The sequence below is a fragment of the Mycolicibacterium smegmatis genome (assembly GCF_001457595.1).
GTDB lineage: Bacteria > Actinomycetota > Actinomycetes > Mycobacteriales > Mycobacteriaceae > Mycobacterium > Mycobacterium smegmatis.
On the sequence record NZ_LN831039.1, the window covers coordinates 6,383,621 to 6,400,806 of the forward strand.

The 17,186-nt window shown below is 68.2% G+C and carries 15 protein-coding genes; 7 read left to right on the forward strand and 8 right to left on the reverse strand.

Going from position 1 to position 17,186, the window contains the following annotated elements; translation table 11 throughout:
• Position 1: 1 nt before the first annotated feature.
• The 3 genes from AT701_RS30875 to tgt all read right to left on the reverse strand — a co-directional run bounded on the left by AT701_RS30875 (position 2) and on the right by tgt (position 3,818).
• Positions 2–1,219 (reverse strand): saccharopine dehydrogenase family protein, encoded by a 1,218-nt coding sequence (locus tag AT701_RS30875; RefSeq protein WP_058127211.1) that lies wholly within the window; start codon positions 1,217–1,219, stop codon positions 2–4.
• 76 nt (positions 1,220–1,295) lie between these two features.
• On the reverse strand, positions 1,296–2,525 hold the full coding sequence (locus AT701_RS30880) for a cytochrome P450 (RefSeq protein WP_029104331.1): 1,230 nt from the start codon (positions 2,523–2,525) through the stop codon (positions 1,296–1,298).
• A 48-nt stretch (positions 2,526–2,573) separates the two neighbouring features.
• On the reverse strand, positions 2,574–3,818 hold the full coding sequence (gene tgt, locus AT701_RS30885) for a tRNA guanosine(34) transglycosylase Tgt (protein ID WP_003897733.1): 1,245 nt from the start codon (positions 3,816–3,818) through the stop codon (positions 2,574–2,576).
• A 68-nt stretch (positions 3,819–3,886) separates the two neighbouring features.
• On the opposite strand from tgt, the gene AT701_RS30890 reads away from it, so the two are divergent.
• Positions 3,887–4,378, forward strand: coding sequence for a lipoprotein LpqH (locus AT701_RS30890; protein WP_003897734.1), 492 nt, complete (start codon positions 3,887–3,889; stop codon positions 4,376–4,378).
• Here AT701_RS30890 and AT701_RS30895 read toward each other — a convergent pair.
• Positions 4,365–5,273, reverse strand: a complete 909-nt coding sequence (locus AT701_RS30895; RefSeq protein ID WP_011731198.1) for a haloalkane dehalogenase — start codon at positions 5,271–5,273, stop codon at positions 4,365–4,367. The genes AT701_RS30890 and AT701_RS30895 overlap by 14 nt on opposite strands.
• 135 nt (positions 5,274–5,408) lie before the next feature.
• Here AT701_RS30895 and AT701_RS30900 point away from each other — a divergent pair, with 135 nt between their 5' ends.
• From AT701_RS30900 to AT701_RS30910, 3 genes are all read left to right on the forward strand, one after another.
• The gene (locus tag AT701_RS30900; RefSeq protein WP_003897736.1) at positions 5,409–5,939 is read left to right on the forward strand and encodes a lipoprotein LpqH; all 531 of its coding nucleotides are present in this window, start codon (positions 5,409–5,411) and stop codon (positions 5,937–5,939) included.
• 103 nt (positions 5,940–6,042) lie between these two features.
• A complete protein-coding gene (locus AT701_RS30905) occupies positions 6,043–6,693 on the forward strand; it encodes an SGNH/GDSL hydrolase family protein (RefSeq protein ID WP_011731199.1) in 651 nt (216 codons plus the stop codon).
• A 10-nt stretch (positions 6,694–6,703) separates the two neighbouring features.
• Positions 6,704–8,482, forward strand: coding sequence for a penicillin-binding transpeptidase domain-containing protein (locus AT701_RS30910; protein WP_011731200.1), 1,779 nt, complete (start codon positions 6,704–6,706; stop codon positions 8,480–8,482).
• Here the strand turns inward: AT701_RS30910 and AT701_RS30915 are convergent.
• From AT701_RS30915 to AT701_RS30930, 4 genes are all read right to left on the reverse strand, one after another.
• Entirely contained in the window at positions 8,447–10,183 is a 1,737-nt protein-coding gene (locus AT701_RS30915; RefSeq protein WP_011731201.1) for a diol dehydratase reactivase ATPase-like domain-containing protein, read from the reverse strand. The two genes, AT701_RS30910 and AT701_RS30915, sit on opposite strands and share 36 nt — an antisense overlap.
• Positions 10,180–10,524 (reverse strand): diol dehydratase small subunit, encoded by a 345-nt coding sequence (locus AT701_RS30920; protein ID WP_003897740.1) that lies wholly within the window; start codon positions 10,522–10,524, stop codon positions 10,180–10,182. Before AT701_RS30920 ends, AT701_RS30915 begins: the two co-directional genes overlap by 4 nt.
• The gene (locus AT701_RS30925; RefSeq protein ID WP_014878616.1) at positions 10,521–12,740 is read right to left on the reverse strand and encodes a propanediol/glycerol family dehydratase large subunit; all 2,220 of its coding nucleotides are present in this window, start codon (positions 12,738–12,740) and stop codon (positions 10,521–10,523) included. Before AT701_RS30925 ends, AT701_RS30920 begins: the two co-directional genes overlap by 4 nt.
• Positions 12,741–12,834: 94 nt before the next feature.
• A complete protein-coding gene (locus tag AT701_RS30930; RefSeq protein WP_014878617.1) occupies positions 12,835–14,199 on the reverse strand; it encodes a WS/DGAT/MGAT family O-acyltransferase in 1,365 nt (454 codons plus the stop codon).
• A gap of 123 nt (positions 14,200–14,322) precedes the next feature.
• Here AT701_RS30930 and AT701_RS30935 point away from each other — a divergent pair, with 123 nt between their 5' ends.
• Genes AT701_RS30935 through AT701_RS30945 form a run of 3 tightly spaced genes read left to right on the forward strand, consistent with a single transcriptional unit; the run spans position 14,323 to position 17,012 of the window.
• Positions 14,323–14,733 carry a hypothetical protein gene (locus AT701_RS30935; RefSeq protein ID WP_011731204.1) on the forward strand — a complete coding sequence of 137 codons (411 nt, stop codon included), beginning with the start codon at positions 14,323–14,325 and terminating at the stop codon, positions 14,731–14,733.
• On the forward strand, positions 14,693–16,480 hold the full coding sequence (locus tag AT701_RS30940; protein WP_011731205.1) for a peroxidase: 1,788 nt from the start codon (positions 14,693–14,695) through the stop codon (positions 16,478–16,480). Before AT701_RS30935 ends, AT701_RS30940 begins: the two co-directional genes overlap by 41 nt.
• Positions 16,473–17,012, forward strand: coding sequence for a nitroreductase family deazaflavin-dependent oxidoreductase (locus tag AT701_RS30945; RefSeq protein WP_011731206.1), 540 nt, complete (start codon positions 16,473–16,475; stop codon positions 17,010–17,012). The genes AT701_RS30940 and AT701_RS30945 overlap by 8 nt, the downstream gene beginning before the upstream one ends.
• The last annotated feature ends 174 nt before the right edge of the window (positions 17,013–17,186 follow it).

Below are 17,186 nucleotides of genomic sequence, written 5' to 3' on the forward strand. Positions count from 1 at the left end.
GCTACAGCTCCTTGATCCCCCACGGCGAGCCGTAGTCCTTCAGCAAATTCAGGAACGGCACGGCGTCGAAGGCCTCCGGTCCCAGCGCACCGGCCCCGCTCCACACTCCCGACGCCAGAAGTTCCAGCGCCACAACGGGATTGATCGCGGTCTGCCACACCACGCACTGGTGGCCGTACTCGGCCATCGACCACTGGTTGTCCACGACGTGATACAGGTACGTCGACCGCGGCGCGCCGTCCTTGCCCTTGCCGGTCACCCACAGGCCCGCGCAGGTCCTGCCGTGCATCTGCGGTCCCAGCGTGGCCGGGTTGGGCAGGCACGCGGCGACGACGTCGCGCGGGCTCACCTCGACCGGGCCGTTCGCGCCGGGCACGCGGACCTTGTCGGTGCGGTCCAGGCCCAGCTTGTGCAGCGTCTTGAGCACGTCGATGAACTCACTGCCCAGCCCGTACTTGAACGTCGCGCGCTTGCACTTCACCCAGCGCGGCATCAACAGCACCTCTTCGTGCTCGACGTTGACGCACTCGACCGGGCCGATACCCTCGGGGAAGTCGAAAACCTCTGGCTCGCTGAAGGGTTCGGTGACGAACCAGCCGCGGTCGGCCTCCCAGACCACCGGCGGGTTGAGGCATTCCTCGATGGTCGTCCAGATCGAGAACGACGGCGCGAAGTCGTATCCCTCGACCACCAGGTTCGAACCGTCGCGCGTGCCGAGTTCGTCGATCTCGGAGAACAGGTGGTCGGCGGCGTAGCGCGCGAACACATCCGAGAGTCCGGGTTCGACGCCGATGCCGACCAGCGCGAGACGGCCCGCGGCCTCCCAGTCCCCGGCGGCCCCGAACTGCTCGTCGCCGAGTTTGACGCCCGTGAGCTCGTAGGGCCTGTCCGGGTGCCGCCGCGACAGGCTCATCGCCATGTCGAGGTAGTCGGCACCGCCGGCCAGTGCCCCGTTGAAGATGGGCATCACGAACCGCGGGTCGACGGCGTTCATGACATGGGTGATCTGGTGCTCACGCACCAGGTCGGCCACCGCGTCGGCCGACGTCGCGTCCACCTGCGCCGCGGTGAACCGGGCGTCGCCGACGGCCTCCGCGGCCTGCCGCGCACGGCTCTCGTCGTAGTCGCACACCACGATCTGATCGAAGAAATTGCGGCGCGCGGCGATCGCACAGAAGGCCGAGCCGACGCCGCCGGCACCCACCAGGAGAATTCGCATGAAAGACGACCGTACCCAATGGCTACGGTTTCGTCATTAGTTTATGGATTTGGCGATGGAATCCGTCGTCGAATCGCTATACCGCGATGGATAACGTAGACATGCCGCGCAGCGTCAAATTCCGCTTGTACTCCGGTTCGCCGCTGAGCCGGGCCTCGGGGAACCGGGCCGCGAGCGCGGGCAACGCCACGGTCGCCTCGAGTCGGGCCAGAGGTGCCCCCAGACAGAAGTGCGCCCCCTTGCCGAAGCCGAGGTGCCGGATCTGAGCGCGGTCCGGATCGAACCGGTCGGGGGCGCCGACGATCGTCGGGTCGCGGTGCGCCGCGGCGAGCAGCAGCAACATGGTGTCGCCCTTGGGCACCGTGTGCGTCCCGATGGTCAGGTCGTCGCCTGCGTACCGCGACACCAACTGCACGGGCGGGTCGTACCGCATGGTCTCCTCGATGACCGCGGAGGCCCGGGATCCGTCGGCGGCCAGCGCGGCCCACTGTCCGGGGGTGCGCAACATGGCCAGGGCCGCGTTGGCGATCAGGTTCACCGTCGTTTCGTGGCCCGCGATCAGCAGCAGGTTGCAGGTCGCGATGATCTCGTCCTCGGTGAGCTGATCGCCCGACTCCTCGACCGCGACCAAACCGGACATGAGGTCCTCACCCGGTGTGCGGCGCCGCTCGTCGATGAGGGCTCGCAGATAGTCGCGCAGCCACATCCCGGCCTTCATCTGTTCGTCGAACAGATCCGACGTCTCGCCGGTGAGCGCCAGGAACGGGTCCAGGGCCGCGGCCAGCAGCGCCGACGCGCGGCTGAACTTCGGTTCGTCCTCGATCGGCACGCCGAGCAGTCGGCAGATCACCGCGACCGGCAGCGGGTAGGCGAGGTTGTCGATGAGGTTGAACTCCGGCCCGTCGACAGCGTCGAGCAGTTGGTCGACCAGCGCGGTGATCTCGGGCTCGAGCCGCTTGATCACGCGCGGCGCGAACGCCTTGCTGACCAGGCCGCGCAGCCTCGTGTGATCGGGCGGGTCGAGGAACAGGAAGCTGGCGGGCCCCTGCGGTCGCGGCTGCGTCTCGGCGGCGAGTTGCCGTTGAAAGATGGTCGATTTCGTGCGGTCGCTGCACGACGAGGGGTGCCGCAGAACGTCGTCGCAATCGGAAAAGCTGGAGAACACCGCGAGATTCGCCTCGGGGAGCGCAAGCGGTCCGCCGCGGCGGATGCGGTCATAGATCGGGTACGGGTCGGCACGGGTGGCAGGGTCGAGCAGTTGGAGCAGCAGTCCCTGCGCCTCTTGGGCTGTCGCGGCGGTCGACATCCACCCATTGTGCATGCGACTTTCGCGTACCCCGCTCGGCGAACGCTCTCAGCGAACAGAGGTGCCGTAGTAGCGGCCCAGCACCTCGTCGCGCAGTGCGTCGAACTCCCCGGCGAGCATGGCCGCGCGGATCCGGTCGACCAGCCGGACCACGAATCGCTCGTTGTGGATCGTGCACAACGTCGCCGACAGCATCTCCTTGGCCTTGAACAGGTGCCGGATGTAGGCGCGCGAGTAGTTGGCGCACGTGTAGCAGTCGCACTCGGGGTCCAGCGGCGTGAAATCGCGCTTGTACCGTGCGCCGGTGATGTTGTACCGCCCCGTCGACGTGTAGATCGCGGCGTTGCGCGCGACGCGCGACGGCGACACACAGTCGAAGGTGTCCGCACCCGCGGCCACCGCGGCGAACAGGTCGTCGGGCTCGCTGATGCCCAGCATGTGCCGGGGCTTGTCCTTGGGAAGCTCGCTGCTCACCCAGCCGACGATGGTCGCCAGGTTCTGCTTCTCCAGGGCGCCGCCGATGCCGTATCCGTCGAAGGCCAGCCCCTCGGCCGGCCCCGCCTGCTCGCCGATCGTGGCCAGGCCGCGTGCGGCCTTGCGGCGCAGGTCCTCGTACTGGGCGCCCTGCACCACACCGAACAGCGCCTGACGGGGCCGCTCCGGTGCCTGGTTCTGCAACCGGTGGTGCTCGGCGAGGCAGCGTTCGGCCCACTCGTGGGTGCGCTGCACCGAACGTTCCTGGTAGGCACGGGTGTTGACGAGCGTGGTGAGTTCGTCGAACGCAAAGATGATGTCGGCGCCCAGTTGGTACTGGATGCCGATCGAGACCTCGGGTGTGAAGCGGTGCAGCGAACCGTTGAGATGCGACCGGAACGTCACGCCGTCGTCGTCGACGTGCGCCAGGCGTTCCTTGCCCTCGGCGATGATGTCGTCGGCCTGTACCCGGTTGGTGTCCATGGCCAGCACCTTCTTGAACCCGACGCCCAGGGACAGCACCTGGAAGCCGCCGCTGTCGGTGAAGGTGGGCCCCGGCCAGTTCATGAACGCACCCAGGCCGCCGGCCTCGGCCACGATGTCCGGGCCCGGCTGCAGGTAGAGGTGATACGCGTTGGCCAGGATGGCTTGGGCGCCAAGCTGTTTCATGGTCTCCGGCAGCACCGATTTGACGGTGGCGGCGGTTCCGACCGGGATGAACGCCGGGGTGTGGATGTCGCCGTGGGGCGTATGGATGGTTCCGACCCGGCCGAGTCGGCCCTCCAACTCGGCCGTCACGGTGAAGTACGGCTGATCCACAGAGAGCCATTCAACCGGATACCCACGCGATTTCCGTAAACGGGGCGGGCCCGACCATACTGCTGCTCGTGGAACTGGTCGTGAACCGACTCGTCGCTGCCGCCGGATGCGCGGCACTGCTGACCGGAGTCGCCGGGTGTTCGTCGCAGGATTCCAACGATGCGGGGCAGTCGCCGGCGACGGAATCCGACGGGCCCGCCGCCACGCCGGTCGAGGCCGATCAGGGCAAGGTGGTGCTCGGCGGCAACGAACTGGGACCGGTCACCGCGATCGGTTGCGAGACCAGTGACGGTCTGACCACGATCACCATCGAGTCGGACGTGCGCACCACGGTCAAGGTCACCGAGGGCGAGGCGCCCAACGTCGAGTCGGTGAACATCGGCGACGTCTGGTCGGACGGCCCGTCGGTGGTCTACATGTCGGGTCTGTCCGAAGTTCCTGTCGTCGCGACGCGCGACGGTGACACCTACACCGTCGCGGGCATCGGCATGGGTGCCGATCCCGCCGACCCGTCAGTTCCGGCCGACACCCCATTCGACATCGCGGTCACCTGTCCCTGAGGAATTCCACGACCGCCGAGGCGAGGTCTTCGCCGGCGTCCTCCTGCAGGAAATGACCCGCGCCGGAGATCACGGGGTGCTCGATGCCGTGGGCGCCGCGCATCTCCTTCTTGAAGATCGGGGCCATGCCGCCGGTGATGGGGTCGCCGTCACTGAACGCGACCAGCATGGGGGTCTTGCTGGCGCGCAGCACTTTCCATGCCGCGCGGTTGGCCTCGGCGGCCGGGTCGTCGGGTGAGGTGGGCACCAGGCCCGGCATCGCACGCGGCCCGGCGCAGTAGGAGTCGTCGGGGAACGGGGCGTCGTAAGCCGCGATCACGCCGTCACTGAGCGGACGGCGGCACCCCGAGGCCACGAATCGTCCGACGTCGACCTTCGGCGCCTTCTGTATCGCGTTGCGGAACTGCCACCAGATATCGGGCATCGGGATGTCACCGGTGGGCAGGCCGGTGTTGGCGACGACGATGTTGGCGAACCGGTCCGGATGTTCGGCGGCCAGTCGCAGCCCGATCAGCCCGCCCCAGTCCTGCCCGACGAGGGTCACCTTCCGCAGATCGAGCGCGTCGAACACCAGCGACCGCATCCACTCGACGTGCCGCGCGTAGGTGTGGTCCTCGATGCGGGTGGGCTTGTCGGAGCGGCCGAACCCGACGAGGTCGGGGCAGATGACGCGGTGACCCGCCGCGACGAGGATCGGGATCATCTTGCGGTACAGGAACGACCAAGATGGTTCCCCATGCAACAAAAGGACGGGTTCGGCGTGCGCCGGGCCGTCCTCGACCCAGGCCACCCGCAGCCGTCCGCCTTCCCCGTCGTCAATATCGCAATACATTGGCGCGTAGGGGAATTCGGGAAGCTGGGCAAATCGCTCGTCCGGTGTACGCAAAGTCTGCACAGCTTCGAATCTACGGCGGCGTGTGCAGCAGTTCGGGGAATTCGCGTAATCACATAACGCGATTGCCAGCTAACTCCATACTTTGCAGGACGGCTGGTTTGATCTTGACCGGCCACGACCGTGAGGAGATCAGTGGTGAAGCGAGGGTTCCTGGTAGCTGTCGGAAGTGCCGCACTTGTCGTCGCGGGTCTGTCCGGCTGTTCGTCCGACGACAAGAGCGCCGAGGCAAGCGAGGCGTCACCCACCGCAAACGCGACCGTCGACTCGACGGCCTCACCCGGCACCTCGGTGGCGGCAGGCGACGCCACCGCCACCACCGGGACGGGTACCGCCCGGGTGGTCATCGACGGCGCCGAACACCCTATCGAGGGATCAGTCGTGTGCGCCACCGTGGCGGGCAACGTGTCCGTGACCGTCGGCCAGGGCACCTCCGCCGTCACCGCGACCCTGTCCGAAGGGGATCAGCCCGCCGTCAGCGCGGTCGCGCTCGGCAACATCGACGGTGTGAGCCTCGGCTACACGCCGGGTGTGCCGGGTGGCAGCGCAGAGGCCACCAAGGACGGCAACAAGTACACGATCAAGGGCAGTGCCACCGGCGCTGACATGGCCAACCCGATGGCCGGTGCGGTGACCAAACCGTTCGAACTCGAGATCACCTGCCCGTAGAAATAGTCTCCTACGTGTTGGGCCCGGCCTGCGGGCCCCGGCCAGATCCGACGCGCCCCCCGAGAACGCATCGGAGAACGACGCGGTGTGATGTGCTTGGCCCATGGCCAAGCGAATTCTGTGTTTCGGTGATTCCCTGACCTGGGGCTGGGTCCCCGTCGAAGACGGGGCACCCACCGAGCGGTTCGCCCCCGACGTGCGCTGGACCGGTGTGCTGGCCCAGCAGCTCGGAGCGGACTTCGAGGTGATCGAGGAGGGACTGAGCGCGCGCACCACCAACATCGACGACCCCACCGATCCGCGGCTCAACGGCGCGAGCTACCTGCCGTCGTGCCTCGCGACGCACCTGCCGCTCGACCTGGTGATCATCATGCTGGGCACCAACGACACCAAGGCCTACTTCCGGCGCACCCCGCTCGACATCGCGCTGGGCATGTCGGTGCTCGTCACGCAGGTGCTCACCAGCGCGGGCGGCGTCGGCACCACGTACCCGGCACCCAAGGTGCTGGTGGTCTCGCCGCCACCGCTGGCGCCCATGCCGCACCCCTGGTTCCAGTTGATCTTCGAGGGCGGCGAGCAGAAGACCACTGAGCTCGCCCGCGTGTACAGCGCGCTCGCGTCGTTCATGAAGGTGCCGTTCTTCGACGCGGGTTCGGTGATCAGCACCGACGGCGTCGACGGAATCCACTTCACCGAGGCCAACAATCGCGATCTCGGGGTGGCCCTCGCGGAACAGGTGCGGAGCCTGCTGTAAGGCTGGGGGCATGCACTTACGTCCCGCTCTGACGTGGCTCCTGGTTGTCGGTCTGTTCATATCGGTCGTCGGATGTTCGTCGTCCCCGGATCCGGCCGACCGGTTCTCGGCGTTCGCCGAGGCGCTGGGCCGCAAGGATGCGGCCGCGGCGGCCGCCCAGACCAGCGATCCGGCGGCCGCGGAGGCGGCCATCACCGCGATGCTGGCCGGGATGGGCGACGCCGCGAACGTCTCGGTGGCCGCCGAACCCGAGGAAGGCGACGACGCGGGCGCGACGCTGAAGTACACGTGGACCTGGGGTGAGGGCCGCGACTTCGGCTACGACACCACCGCGACGGCGGCCAAATCCGGTGACGACTGGCTGATCACCTGGTCCCCCACCGTGTTGCACCGCGACCTCACCCCGGATCTGCGCTTCCAGTACAGCGAGGACAGCGAATTGCAGACCCCGGTGCTCGACCGCACCGGCCAGCCGTTGATGACATGGCAGACCGTCGGTGTCATCACTGTCGAACGCGCACATCCGGAGTCGGCCGCACCGCTCGCCGCCCTGCTGGCGCCCTTCGATCCGACCACCACCACCGAATCGGTCACCGCACAACTCAATTCGACGACCGATGACCGCGTGACGGTGATGAAGCTGCGCGAGGACGATCTGGGTCAGGTGCGCGATCAGCTCGCGCAGATCCCCGGCGTGACCGTGCGTGAGCAGGGTGAGCTGCTCACCGCCGACCGGCAGCTGTCCTCGCCCGCCATCAGCGGCCTGGACGAGCTGTGGCACGACCGGATCACCGCCAACGCGGGCTGGTCGGTGTACCTGGTCGACGCCGACGGTGCACCCGCACAACAGCTCACGTCCACGCCGCCCAAGGACACCGGGCCCGTGCGCACCACGCTGGACCTGCGCATGCAACTGCTCGCGCAGCAGGCCGTGGCCAAGGAGACCCGCCCGGCCGTGGTGGTCGCGATCTCCGGATCGACCGGGGGCATCCTGGCCGCCGCACAGAACCCGGCCGCCGATCCGCAAGGTGCGATCGCGTTTTCGGGCCTGTACCCGCCGGGGTCGACGTTCAAGACCATCACCACGGCGGCAGCCCTCGACGCGGGCCTGGCCACCCCGGACACACCGGTGGCCTGCCCGGGTGAGCTCACCATCGAGAACCGCACGATCCCCAACGACGACAACTTCGACCTGGGCACCGTGCCGTTGTCGTCGGCGTTCTCGCACTCCTGCAACACCAGCATGGCCGCCCTGTCCGACGAGCTGCCGCCCAACGCACTGACCGACATGGCAAAGGACTTCGGGATCGGCGTCGACTTCATGGTGCCCGGCCTGACCACCGTGACCGGCCGTGTCCCCAACGCCGACAACGCCGCCCAGCGTGTCGAGAACGGCATCGGCCAGGGCACCGTGACCGTCAGCCCGTTCGGCCTCGCCGTCGCCGAGGCCAGCCTGGCGCACGGTTCGACGATCCTGCCGACGCTGGTCGACGGCGAGAAGACCACGGCCGACACCCCGTCGGTGCCGTTGCCGCCCAACATCACCGACGCGCTGCGCGCGATGATGCGCGGAACGGTCACCGAGGGCACGGCCACCGCGTTGAGCGACATCCCCGACCTGGGCGGCAAGACCGGCACGGCGGAATTCGGCGACAACACGCACTCGCACGGCTGGTTCGCGGGCATCGCGGGCGACATCGCGTTCGCGACGCTGGTGGTCGGCGGCGACTCGTCGGCACCGGCCGTCGCGATCTCAGGAGACTTCCTGCGCCCCGCGCTCGCCGGCTGATTCGGCGTACAGATGCACCAGACCTGAGGCCACCGCGAACCGTGGGCCGTGCACACCGTCGATGTTGGCGCGGCCCACCACAACCCCCGCGGTCCGCAGGGATTCACCGACGGTACGCAGCAATTCGTCGTCGAGGGCACCGCCGCCGGCCAGCACCAGCGCGGTCGGCGGTTTCTCGAACGCCTTCATGCAGCGCGCGATGTTGGCCGCCACGGTCTCCTGCTTGATGGCCAGCCGCAGGCTGCGCCACTCCTCTGCAGCCAGCCGGCTGGAGAACGGGACCAGACCTGCGGTGCCCCTGGTGCACAGGCGTCCGATGGCCTCGGCCGGTGCCGGGGCGTCGAGGAACAAGCGCCGCCCGTCCTCCTCGTGTGCGACGTGCGGGCCCTCGACCCGGATGGCCGGTGTGCGCTTGACGCGCTCGGCCAGGGCCCTGGGGATGCCGAGCATCTTCGCGACCGCCACCGTGATGGTCTCGCCTGCGCCCGCCGCGGTGACGGTCCGTTCGGCACCGACCAGATCGATTGTGCCGCCGCCGATATCGCACACCACCGAATCGGGTGGCAGGCCGGGTGTGGTGCGGGCGCCGCGCGCGGCGGCCTCGGGTTCGGAGGCGAGCGTGCGCGCCGGGCGCCCGGTGAGTTCGGCGAGCGTCGCCGCGGCGTCGGCGACGTGGTCGGCCGCCAGCAGTGCCACCACGGTGCCACTCGCGTCGGCCACGCCGCGGCGCAGCCACGTGCCGTTGTCCAGCGCCGCCAGATCGGTGAAGAACGCGTCGTCGACGGCCATCTCGTGATCGGCTGTGGGCACCGACCGCAACCGGATCCTCACCACGCTGCCCGGCGGTTCGCGGCGCAGGATCGTGTGGGCTTGCGCGGGCGGGTACCGTACCTGCTCGCCGTCGCGCGCGAACTCGACGTAGTCGTCGTCGGGTGCGGGTGGTTGGGGCGGACGGGTGCGGGGTGTGAGGGCGATCGCCGGGGAATCCGCGAGCTCTCTGGTGAATTCGGCGATGTCGCGCAGGTTCTCGTGGCCGAGCTGCAGCGCGGCGCACACCGCGATCGGATCGGCCAGGGCGCGGTACGCACGCCCCTCGGCGACCACCTCGACCGCCACCAGCACATCAGGAGCCAAGCCGTCCAGGTCGACCTCGTCGACCACGGGAACGTCGATCGGGATGCGGTTGCGGATCAGCACGGCGTCGTCCTGGGCGGCCAGCACCCCGACGACGTTGGCGCCCTTGCCCACCGCGTCGGTGATCGCGGCCGCGGCGTCCTCGAAATCGGTTGTGGCGTCGACCGAGACGATGACCGCGTCGTGGCGATCGTCGTGTTTGAGCGCCGCAAGCGGCACGTGGCGACCCACGGCGTAGCCGCTGCCCGCGGGCGTGCTGGCGTCGGGCCTGCGCAGGCTGCGCACCGGTGCGTGGGGTACGGTCGCCGGTGCCAGCGGTGCGGTCTCGGTGTCGACCGGGCGGATCGCCGAGAGCACGAGCATCTCGGCACGTACCTGTAGGTCCACCTCCAGACGGTGCAGCAGTGCCGCCGCGCCTTCGAGTGATTCGCGGGATCCCTTGCGTCCGCGGGTCGGCGCCTGTCCGTGCCCGACGGGGTGCACGGTTCCGTCGGTCACGCGGGCCAGCACGATCTCCGTGGTGTGGTTGCCGACGTCGATACCGGCGATCAGGCCGGCGGGGATCACCGCAGCAGGCCCCGCCGCGCGTAGGCCTCGGCGGCCTGCCGCACGAGTTCGGCGCAGCGCGCCGCGCCACGCGATTCCAGTGACGCCTGCAGCGCGTCGAGATCCTCCGCGCTCGACCGGTACGGACGCAGCGCCTCGTAGAGCCGCATCACGTCCTCGTCGTCGATGGTCGCGAGTTCGGCTGCGCGCAGGAAGTTCTCGGCGAGTTGTGGGTTGCCGTTCTCCTCGGCGATCACGGCCTGGTGTGCCAGCACCGCGGGGTCCATCCGAAGATCGGACAAGTCGAGCTTGCCGTCGACAGCGGCCGCCACGGTGTACTTGTCTGTGAACTTGTCGTTCATGGCCTGCGCACCTCCACCGTGACCGGCGCCTCGCCGGGTTCGCTGGCCTGACGTTCCAGCGCCACCAATGCGACCGCGCGGGCATGGTAGCGCGCCGAGATCGACTCGTCGGTGCCGCCGGTGAGGATCGGCACCGGGGCCATGCCCTTGGCGTGGCGTGCGGCGTTGCGGCCCAGTTCGCGGTAGTTGCGCGCGGTGAGCAACGGCGCGACGCTGAACAACTCCAGGTTGGCCAGCGGCGCCAGGTCGCGGCGGTGGATCAGTGCGGTGCCCTTGCCCTGCAAGCCGATTCCGATACCCGAGCCGGCCAGTTTGGCCGCGGTCAACCCGATCAGGCCGACATCGATGGTGGACCGCACACGCACGAACCGCGGCACGCAGCCCTCCTCCTCCAGGCCGGCCGAGATCTGGCGGATCACCTCACCGATCGGCAGGCCGCACAACGACAGCCACACGCTGCGCCCCAGCGCAGGCGACAGACCGATGCACACCTCGCGGGGATCGCTGCCTTGCCGCGCCGGTTCGATCTCGGTGACCGTGATGTGCCCGGCGTGCTCGGCCTGATCGGCGGTGAGTTCGGCGGCACTGCGCTGCTGGCGGATGTTGTCGATCTCGGCGCGGCGTTGCTCGCTGAGTGTGTAACCCGTTCCGGGCCCGGCGTAGTCGTTGGGATCGGTGATCTTCGACAACACCCGGAACTGCTCGTCGAAGATCGCTGAGGTCTGCAACTGGTCACCACGCATCCGCTCGGCCGTCAGCCGCATGATGGCCTCGGCCTCGGGATCGAAACCGGTGCGTTTGAGCGAGGCCACCACATCGAACACCGTGAGCTGCTTGGCCTCGATCGCGTTGGCGGCCTCCAGTACGGCCTTCGGATCCCCCGGCGGCAGGTCGCGGGATCCGTTGGCGGCCACCACGTTCTCGATGTGCTGATCGTCGAAGTCGGCGAGCCCGAGATCGCGGTAGACGGCCTGTACCGCACGCGCCGCGCGCCTGCGCACCGCGGCGAGCTGATCGGCGGGCACCGTGCGCAGTCCACCGTCGGCGCCCCAGTCGCGCTGCAGTACCAGGAAGTCGTCCATGTCGTCGGAGTTGAAGTTCGACAGCGCGAACGCGTTGTCGTAGCGCGGGATCGAGCCGAATCCGGAGAAGATGAAGTCGGCGCCGGCCAGCAGCACGGGCAGCGTGTGGGCGCTGCGGCGGATGTCTGATTCCGAGATCAGGTTGTCGTTGCCCGCGCACGATTCGAGATCGCGCATCATCACCATGAGGTTCTCGGCGAGCAGCTCCTTCATGCCGTCGGGCACCGAGGCCACCACACCGACACCGTCGATGCCGCCGTTCTGCACGCCCTGCGAACCCAGCGCGCGTGCCAGTGAGACACAACGGGATTCGAGGTACAGGATCGAGCACTTCTCGGCCGCGCCCATGAGCACCTCGGCGCCGCCGCCGCTGGTGACGCGCATCTTGAGCCCGCGCGACGCGTACGCCGAGGTGAGGATGGCCTTGGAGAACGGGGTGTCGTCGCCGTCGACGAACACCTGCTCGGTGCCGTAGATCGAGATCGTCTCGGCGTAACTGGTCAGCCCGCGCAGGCCCAGGCGCAGTTCGAGGGCCTCCTCGATCGAGCACTGCGCCATCGCGCCGGGCACGCCTACCTGTGAACCGATCAGCAGCGCAACGGCATTCGACGGCGCGTCGGCCAGCACCGGCACCGTCGTCTCGACCTCGCGGAACCCGTAGGCCACCGCGCTGGCGGCGTCTGCGGCGATCAGCAGCGGATCGTCGAGCTGGTTGGTGACGTGGGCCTGGTTGCTGGGCGTGCGGCGCGCCCGCATCTTGGCCATCGCGGCCTGCATCTCCACGGGCGTGAGCACCGCGATCACCTTGGCGAGCTTGGCCGGCGTCGTCCCCGCGATCAGGCGCACCACCTCGGCGCGCGGGACATTGATGTCGACGGCCATGCGCGCCAGGTCGATGTCACTCATTGCCATGGCCTCGGGCGCCACGTCGAGGTCCAGCCCGTAGCGTGCGATGAACTCGTCGATGACGTCGAAGTCCTCGGCGGCCTTGCCGTCCATCTCGACCACGCGGCCGTCGCGGATCACCAGCGAAGGCTGCGGATCGTGGGGACTGCTCATCGCCGCGAGACCCAGATCGGGGTCGGGGACGCTGAAACCGTCGAGGTTCACCGGTTTCGCGTCGAGGATCCGCATCCGGCCGAGTTCCGGCGACTGGCCCGGATCACCGCTTTCCGTCACGGCGACCATTTTGCGTGACCTTTCCTATTTGGTCTAGCCAAAACAGGTGTCAGGCGCCTGTGGCCGTCTCGAGGTCTTTCAGCGAGGTCTCCAGGTGGCCCAGCAGCCGCTGCAGATGCGGCACGCTGCGCCGGCAGCCCACCAACCCGAAATCCAGGTTGTGGGCGTTGCTCACCACGGTCATGTTGAGGGCCTGCCCGTCCAGCGCGATCGACAGCGGGTAGTTGCCCGCCAGGCGGGCCCCACGCCAGTACAGCGGCTTCTTGGGTCCCGGCACGTTGGAGATCACGAGGTTGAACGGCGGCGCGGTGGCGTCGACGAATCCGGGGAACGCCGTGGTGAGCCCGAGCGGGGCGATCAGCAGCGCCGACAACGCGAGCGCCTGCAGGCGCGGCAGTTCGGAGAACACCCTCTTGTTGTCGGTGATCGAGCGGCGGATCACCGCGAGCCGGTCGGCCGGATCCTCCACGTCGGTGCCCAGGCTGCACAGGATCGAGCCGACCATGTTGCCGCCGGCGTCGGCCTCGTGTTCACTGCGCATGCTCACCGGCACCATCGCGATCAGCGGCCGGTCCGGCAGCGCGTCCTGCTCGGCGAGATAGGCGCGCAGCGCACCCGCACACATCGCGAGCACGATGTCGTTGATCGTTGCCCCGGTGACCGCCTTGATGCGACGCAACCGCTCCAGCGGCCACGACTGCGCCGCGACGCGGCGGGCCCCGCCGATCTTGACGTTGAACATGGTCCTTGGCGCACCGAACGGCAACGTGAGCTGCTGTTCGAGCAGCGCCGCACGCGCCAGCCTGATCGTCGACGGCGCCAGCGCCGCCAGTGACGTCGCGGCGCCGGTCGCGGTGCGCGCCAACGACGACGAGCCCGCCCTGCGCGACGATTCGCGCCGCGGCAGGTTCCACGGCACCCGGACCGTGGTGTCGCTCGGGTCCTCGGACAGTGTGCGTTCGACGAGCTTCATCGCCGACACCCCGTCGATCAGCGAGTGGTGCACCTTGGTGTACACCGCGAAGCGTCCGTCGGCCATACCCTCGATGAGGTAGGCCTCCCACAGCGGGCGATGCCGGTCGAGCAGCGTGCCGTGCACACGTGAGGTCAGTTCGAGAAGCTCGCGCGGGCGTCCCGGCGACGGCAGCGCCGAACGCCGCAGGTGGTAGTCGAGGTCGACCTCGTCGTCGAGAGTCCAGCCCACGTTGGCGATACCCCCGAGCAGGGTCGCCGGATGCTTGCGGAACACCGGCTGGAAGTCGGTGTGCCTGACCATCTCTTCGTACAACTCACGCACGAACTCCGGGCCTGCATCGTCGGGCGGGTCGTACAGCGCCAGACCGCCCACATGCATCGGGTGCTCCCGCGACTCCGCGATCAAGAACATGGAATCGGTCGGCGACATGAGCTGCATCCGGTTCATTCAACGCTGATATCCACTGCGGCGTGCCGGAAAACGAGTAGCCGACTACTCGTTTGTCCCGCACGAGAAAACGCCACGATCGAGCCACAACCGATCGACCACGGGAGGTGGCGGGTGCACAAGGGCACTGCTGCGCGCAAGACGCTCGCGGTGATCCGGATCGCCAACGGCGCGGCAGGGCTTCTGGCTCCCGAAAAACTGCTCGGACGCCTCGGCGTCGACACCGCCGTCGACCGCGCGGGCACCTACCCGTTCCGGATGTTCGGCATCCGCACGGTGCTGATCGGCCTCGACCTGCTCCTGCTCCGCGGCGCCGACCTCCGGCGGGCCGAGCGACTCGCTGTGCTGATTCATGCGTCGGACACTGTTGCGGCCGCTGTCACCACCGTGCGCGGTGACCTCGGTCGCAGGCCCGGCATCACGAGCATCGTCATCTCCGCGGTCAACACCGCGCTGGCCGTCACCGCCTGGAAAGGAGGCCGCAATGCGCGCACTGCTGATGCGGTCGTTCATCAAACTCAGTGAGACCGTCGACCGGCGGATCGGCTGGGACAAGCTGCCCGCGTGGCTCGGGATCAGTGTGCTGGTGGGGATCCGCGACGCGCTGCGCGAGCACAACCTCTTCGATTCCTACGAGGGCGACCCGCCGCGGCCTCAGACGCAGTACTCCCCGGCCGAGTACCTCACCAACCGCACGCCCGACGGCTCCTACAACGACCTGTCCGATCCGTCGATGGGCATGGCGAACACGCGCTTCGGCCGCAACGTCGCGCCGTCGAAGGGCCGCCCCGAGCAGATGCCGCACCTGATGGACCCCAACCCCCGGCTCATCAGCACCGAACTGCTGCTGCGCGACGAATTCCGCCCGGCCACCACACTCAACGTGCTGGCCGCGGCGTGGCTGCAGTTCGAAACCCACGACTGGTTCAGCCACGGCACCGACGCCAATCGGATCCACAAGATCCCGGTGCCCGAGGGCGACCACGAGTGGAACGGCGCGACCATCGACGTACCCGCCACGCCTGCCGACCCGGATTCCGCGCCGGGCCACACGACGTTCATCAACCGCGAGACCCACTGGTGGGATGCGTCACAGATCTACGGCAACAGCCCGCAGGCCCAGAAGCTGATCCGTACCGACTCGGACGACGGGAAGGTGCTCATCGACGGCGACGGGTTCATCGGCGTCGCACCCGAGGTCATCAAGGCCTCCGGCGCGGCGGACGGCTGGTGGGTGGGCTCCGAGCTCATGGGCACGATCTTCATGCGCGAGCACAACGCGATCTGCGACCGGTTGCGTGCGGCGTACCCCGAGTGGACCGGTGAGCAGATCTTCAACAAGGCCCGCCTGATCAACGCGGCCCTGATCGCCAAGATCCACACCGTCGAATGGACCCCCGCGATCCTCGCCCATCCGACGCTGCACATCGGTATGCGCGCCAACTGGTTCGGCCTGGCCGGTGAAGCCGTCGGGAAACTGGTCGGACGGATCGGCACGAGCGATCTGATCAGCGGTATCCCGGGTTCGGACACCGAACACCACTCGGCCGCCTATTCGATCACCGAGGACTTCGTCACGGTGTACCGCATGCACCCGCTGATCCCCGACGACTACACCTTTTTGTCCCTGGCGGGAGATACTGCGCCACAAGAACTCTCGTTCACCGACCTGCACGGTGTGGCCAATGCCCGCGGTGTGCTCAAACGCCTGGGCATCGTGGACTGCCTGTACTCGCTCGGCGTCGCACATCCCGGCGCGGTCACGTTGCACAACAGCCCGAAGTTCATGCGGCAGTTCCAGTCCGAGACGCACCTGATCGACCTGATCGCCGTCGACATCCTGCGCTCACGCGAGCGAGGTGTGCCGCGCTACAACGAGTTCCGTCGTCAACTGCGCCTGAAGCCCGCGACGTCGTTCGAGGAGATCAGCGGCGGTGACCAGGCGACCGCGGACCGGATGCGCGAGATCTACGGCGGCGACATCGAGAAGGTCGACACCATGGTCGGCATGTTCGGCGAGAAACTGCCGGCGGGCTTCGGGTTCAGCGACACCGCGTTCCGCATCTTCGTGCTGATGGCGACGCGCCGGCTCAAGAGCGACCGGTTCTACACCGTGGACTTCACACCGCAGGTCTACACACCCGAGGGCATGGCGTGGATCGCCGACAACACCATGACGTCGGTGCTGCTGCGCCACTACCCCACGCTCGAACCGGTCCTGCGGAATGTGAAGAACCCGTTCGCGCCGTGGCCGCGGATGAGTCATGGATGACAAGCTCCACGGGATACCCCGCGTCGACCTGGAAACGCGGCCTCGCTGGAAACGCGACCTGGCCTGGTGGTTCGGCGGCAAGGTGCTGGCCACCGCGCGGGCGTCGGCGATCTGGCGCAAAATCGCGATGCCGTACGAGGTTCCGCTGATCAAGGCCACCGGTGGTCGGGCCCGCCTCAGCGTGGGAATCCCGATCGCCGTGCTGACCTCGACCGGTGCGCGCAGCGGCAAGACGCGCCAGACCGCGCTGGCGTACTTCACCGACGGTGACGATGTGGTGCTGATCGCGTCCAACTACGGTCAGGCCCGCCACCCCGGCTGGTATCACAACCTGCGGGCACACCCGGAGTGTGAACTGTATGTCGGGCGACGCGGTGGGCGGTTCGTCGCCCGCGAGGTCGATGGCCCTCAACGGGACCGGCTGTACGCGCTTGCCGCCAGCCGGCTGTATCCAGGCTGGGTTGCGTACGAGAAGCGGGCCGAGGGCGTGCGCCGCATCCCGGTCCTTCGGTTGACGCCCGCCGACCCATGAAAAAACTCCCCACGTCAGGTGGGGAGTTCTTATGGCGGTGGCGGAGGGATTTGAACCCTATTCAGCTACCAGGTCAGAGGATCAAAAGCGTCTCTACCTGCATGCCGTCATAACTGGGGATCACCACGGTTACCTGTAACCGTGGGCAAATTGTGGGCAGATTGTGGGCACGCG

Excerpts from the sequence above, each read along its gene's own strand:
- AT701_RS30875 (WP_058127211.1), bottom strand. The coding sequence starts at position 1,219 with ATGCGAATTCTCCTGGTGGGTGCCGGCGGCGTCGGCTCGGCCTTCTGT.
- AT701_RS30880 (WP_029104331.1), bottom strand. The coding sequence starts at position 2,525 with ATGTCGACCGCCGCGACAGCCCAAGAGGCGCAGGGACTGCTGCTCCAA.
- AT701_RS30905 (WP_011731199.1), top strand. The coding sequence starts at position 6,043 with ATGGCCAAGCGAATTCTGTGTTTCGGTGATTCCCTGACCTGGGGCTGG.
- AT701_RS30910 (WP_011731200.1), top strand. The coding sequence starts at position 6,704 with ATGCACTTACGTCCCGCTCTGACGTGGCTCCTGGTTGTCGGTCTGTTC.
- AT701_RS30920 (WP_003897740.1), bottom strand. The coding sequence starts at position 10,524 with ATGAACGACAAGTTCACAGACAAGTACACCGTGGCGGCCGCTGTCGAC.
- AT701_RS30925 (WP_014878616.1), bottom strand. The coding sequence starts at position 12,740 with ATGCGGATCCTCGACGCGAAACCGGTGAACCTCGACGGTTTCAGCGTC.
- AT701_RS30930 (WP_014878617.1), bottom strand. The coding sequence starts at position 14,199 with ATGCAGCTCATGTCGCCGACCGATTCCATGTTCTTGATCGCGGAGTCG.
- AT701_RS30940 (WP_011731205.1), top strand. The coding sequence starts at position 14,693 with ATGCGCGCACTGCTGATGCGGTCGTTCATCAAACTCAGTGAGACCGTC.
- AT701_RS30945 (WP_011731206.1), top strand. The coding sequence starts at position 16,473 with ATGGATGACAAGCTCCACGGGATACCCCGCGTCGACCTGGAAACGCGG.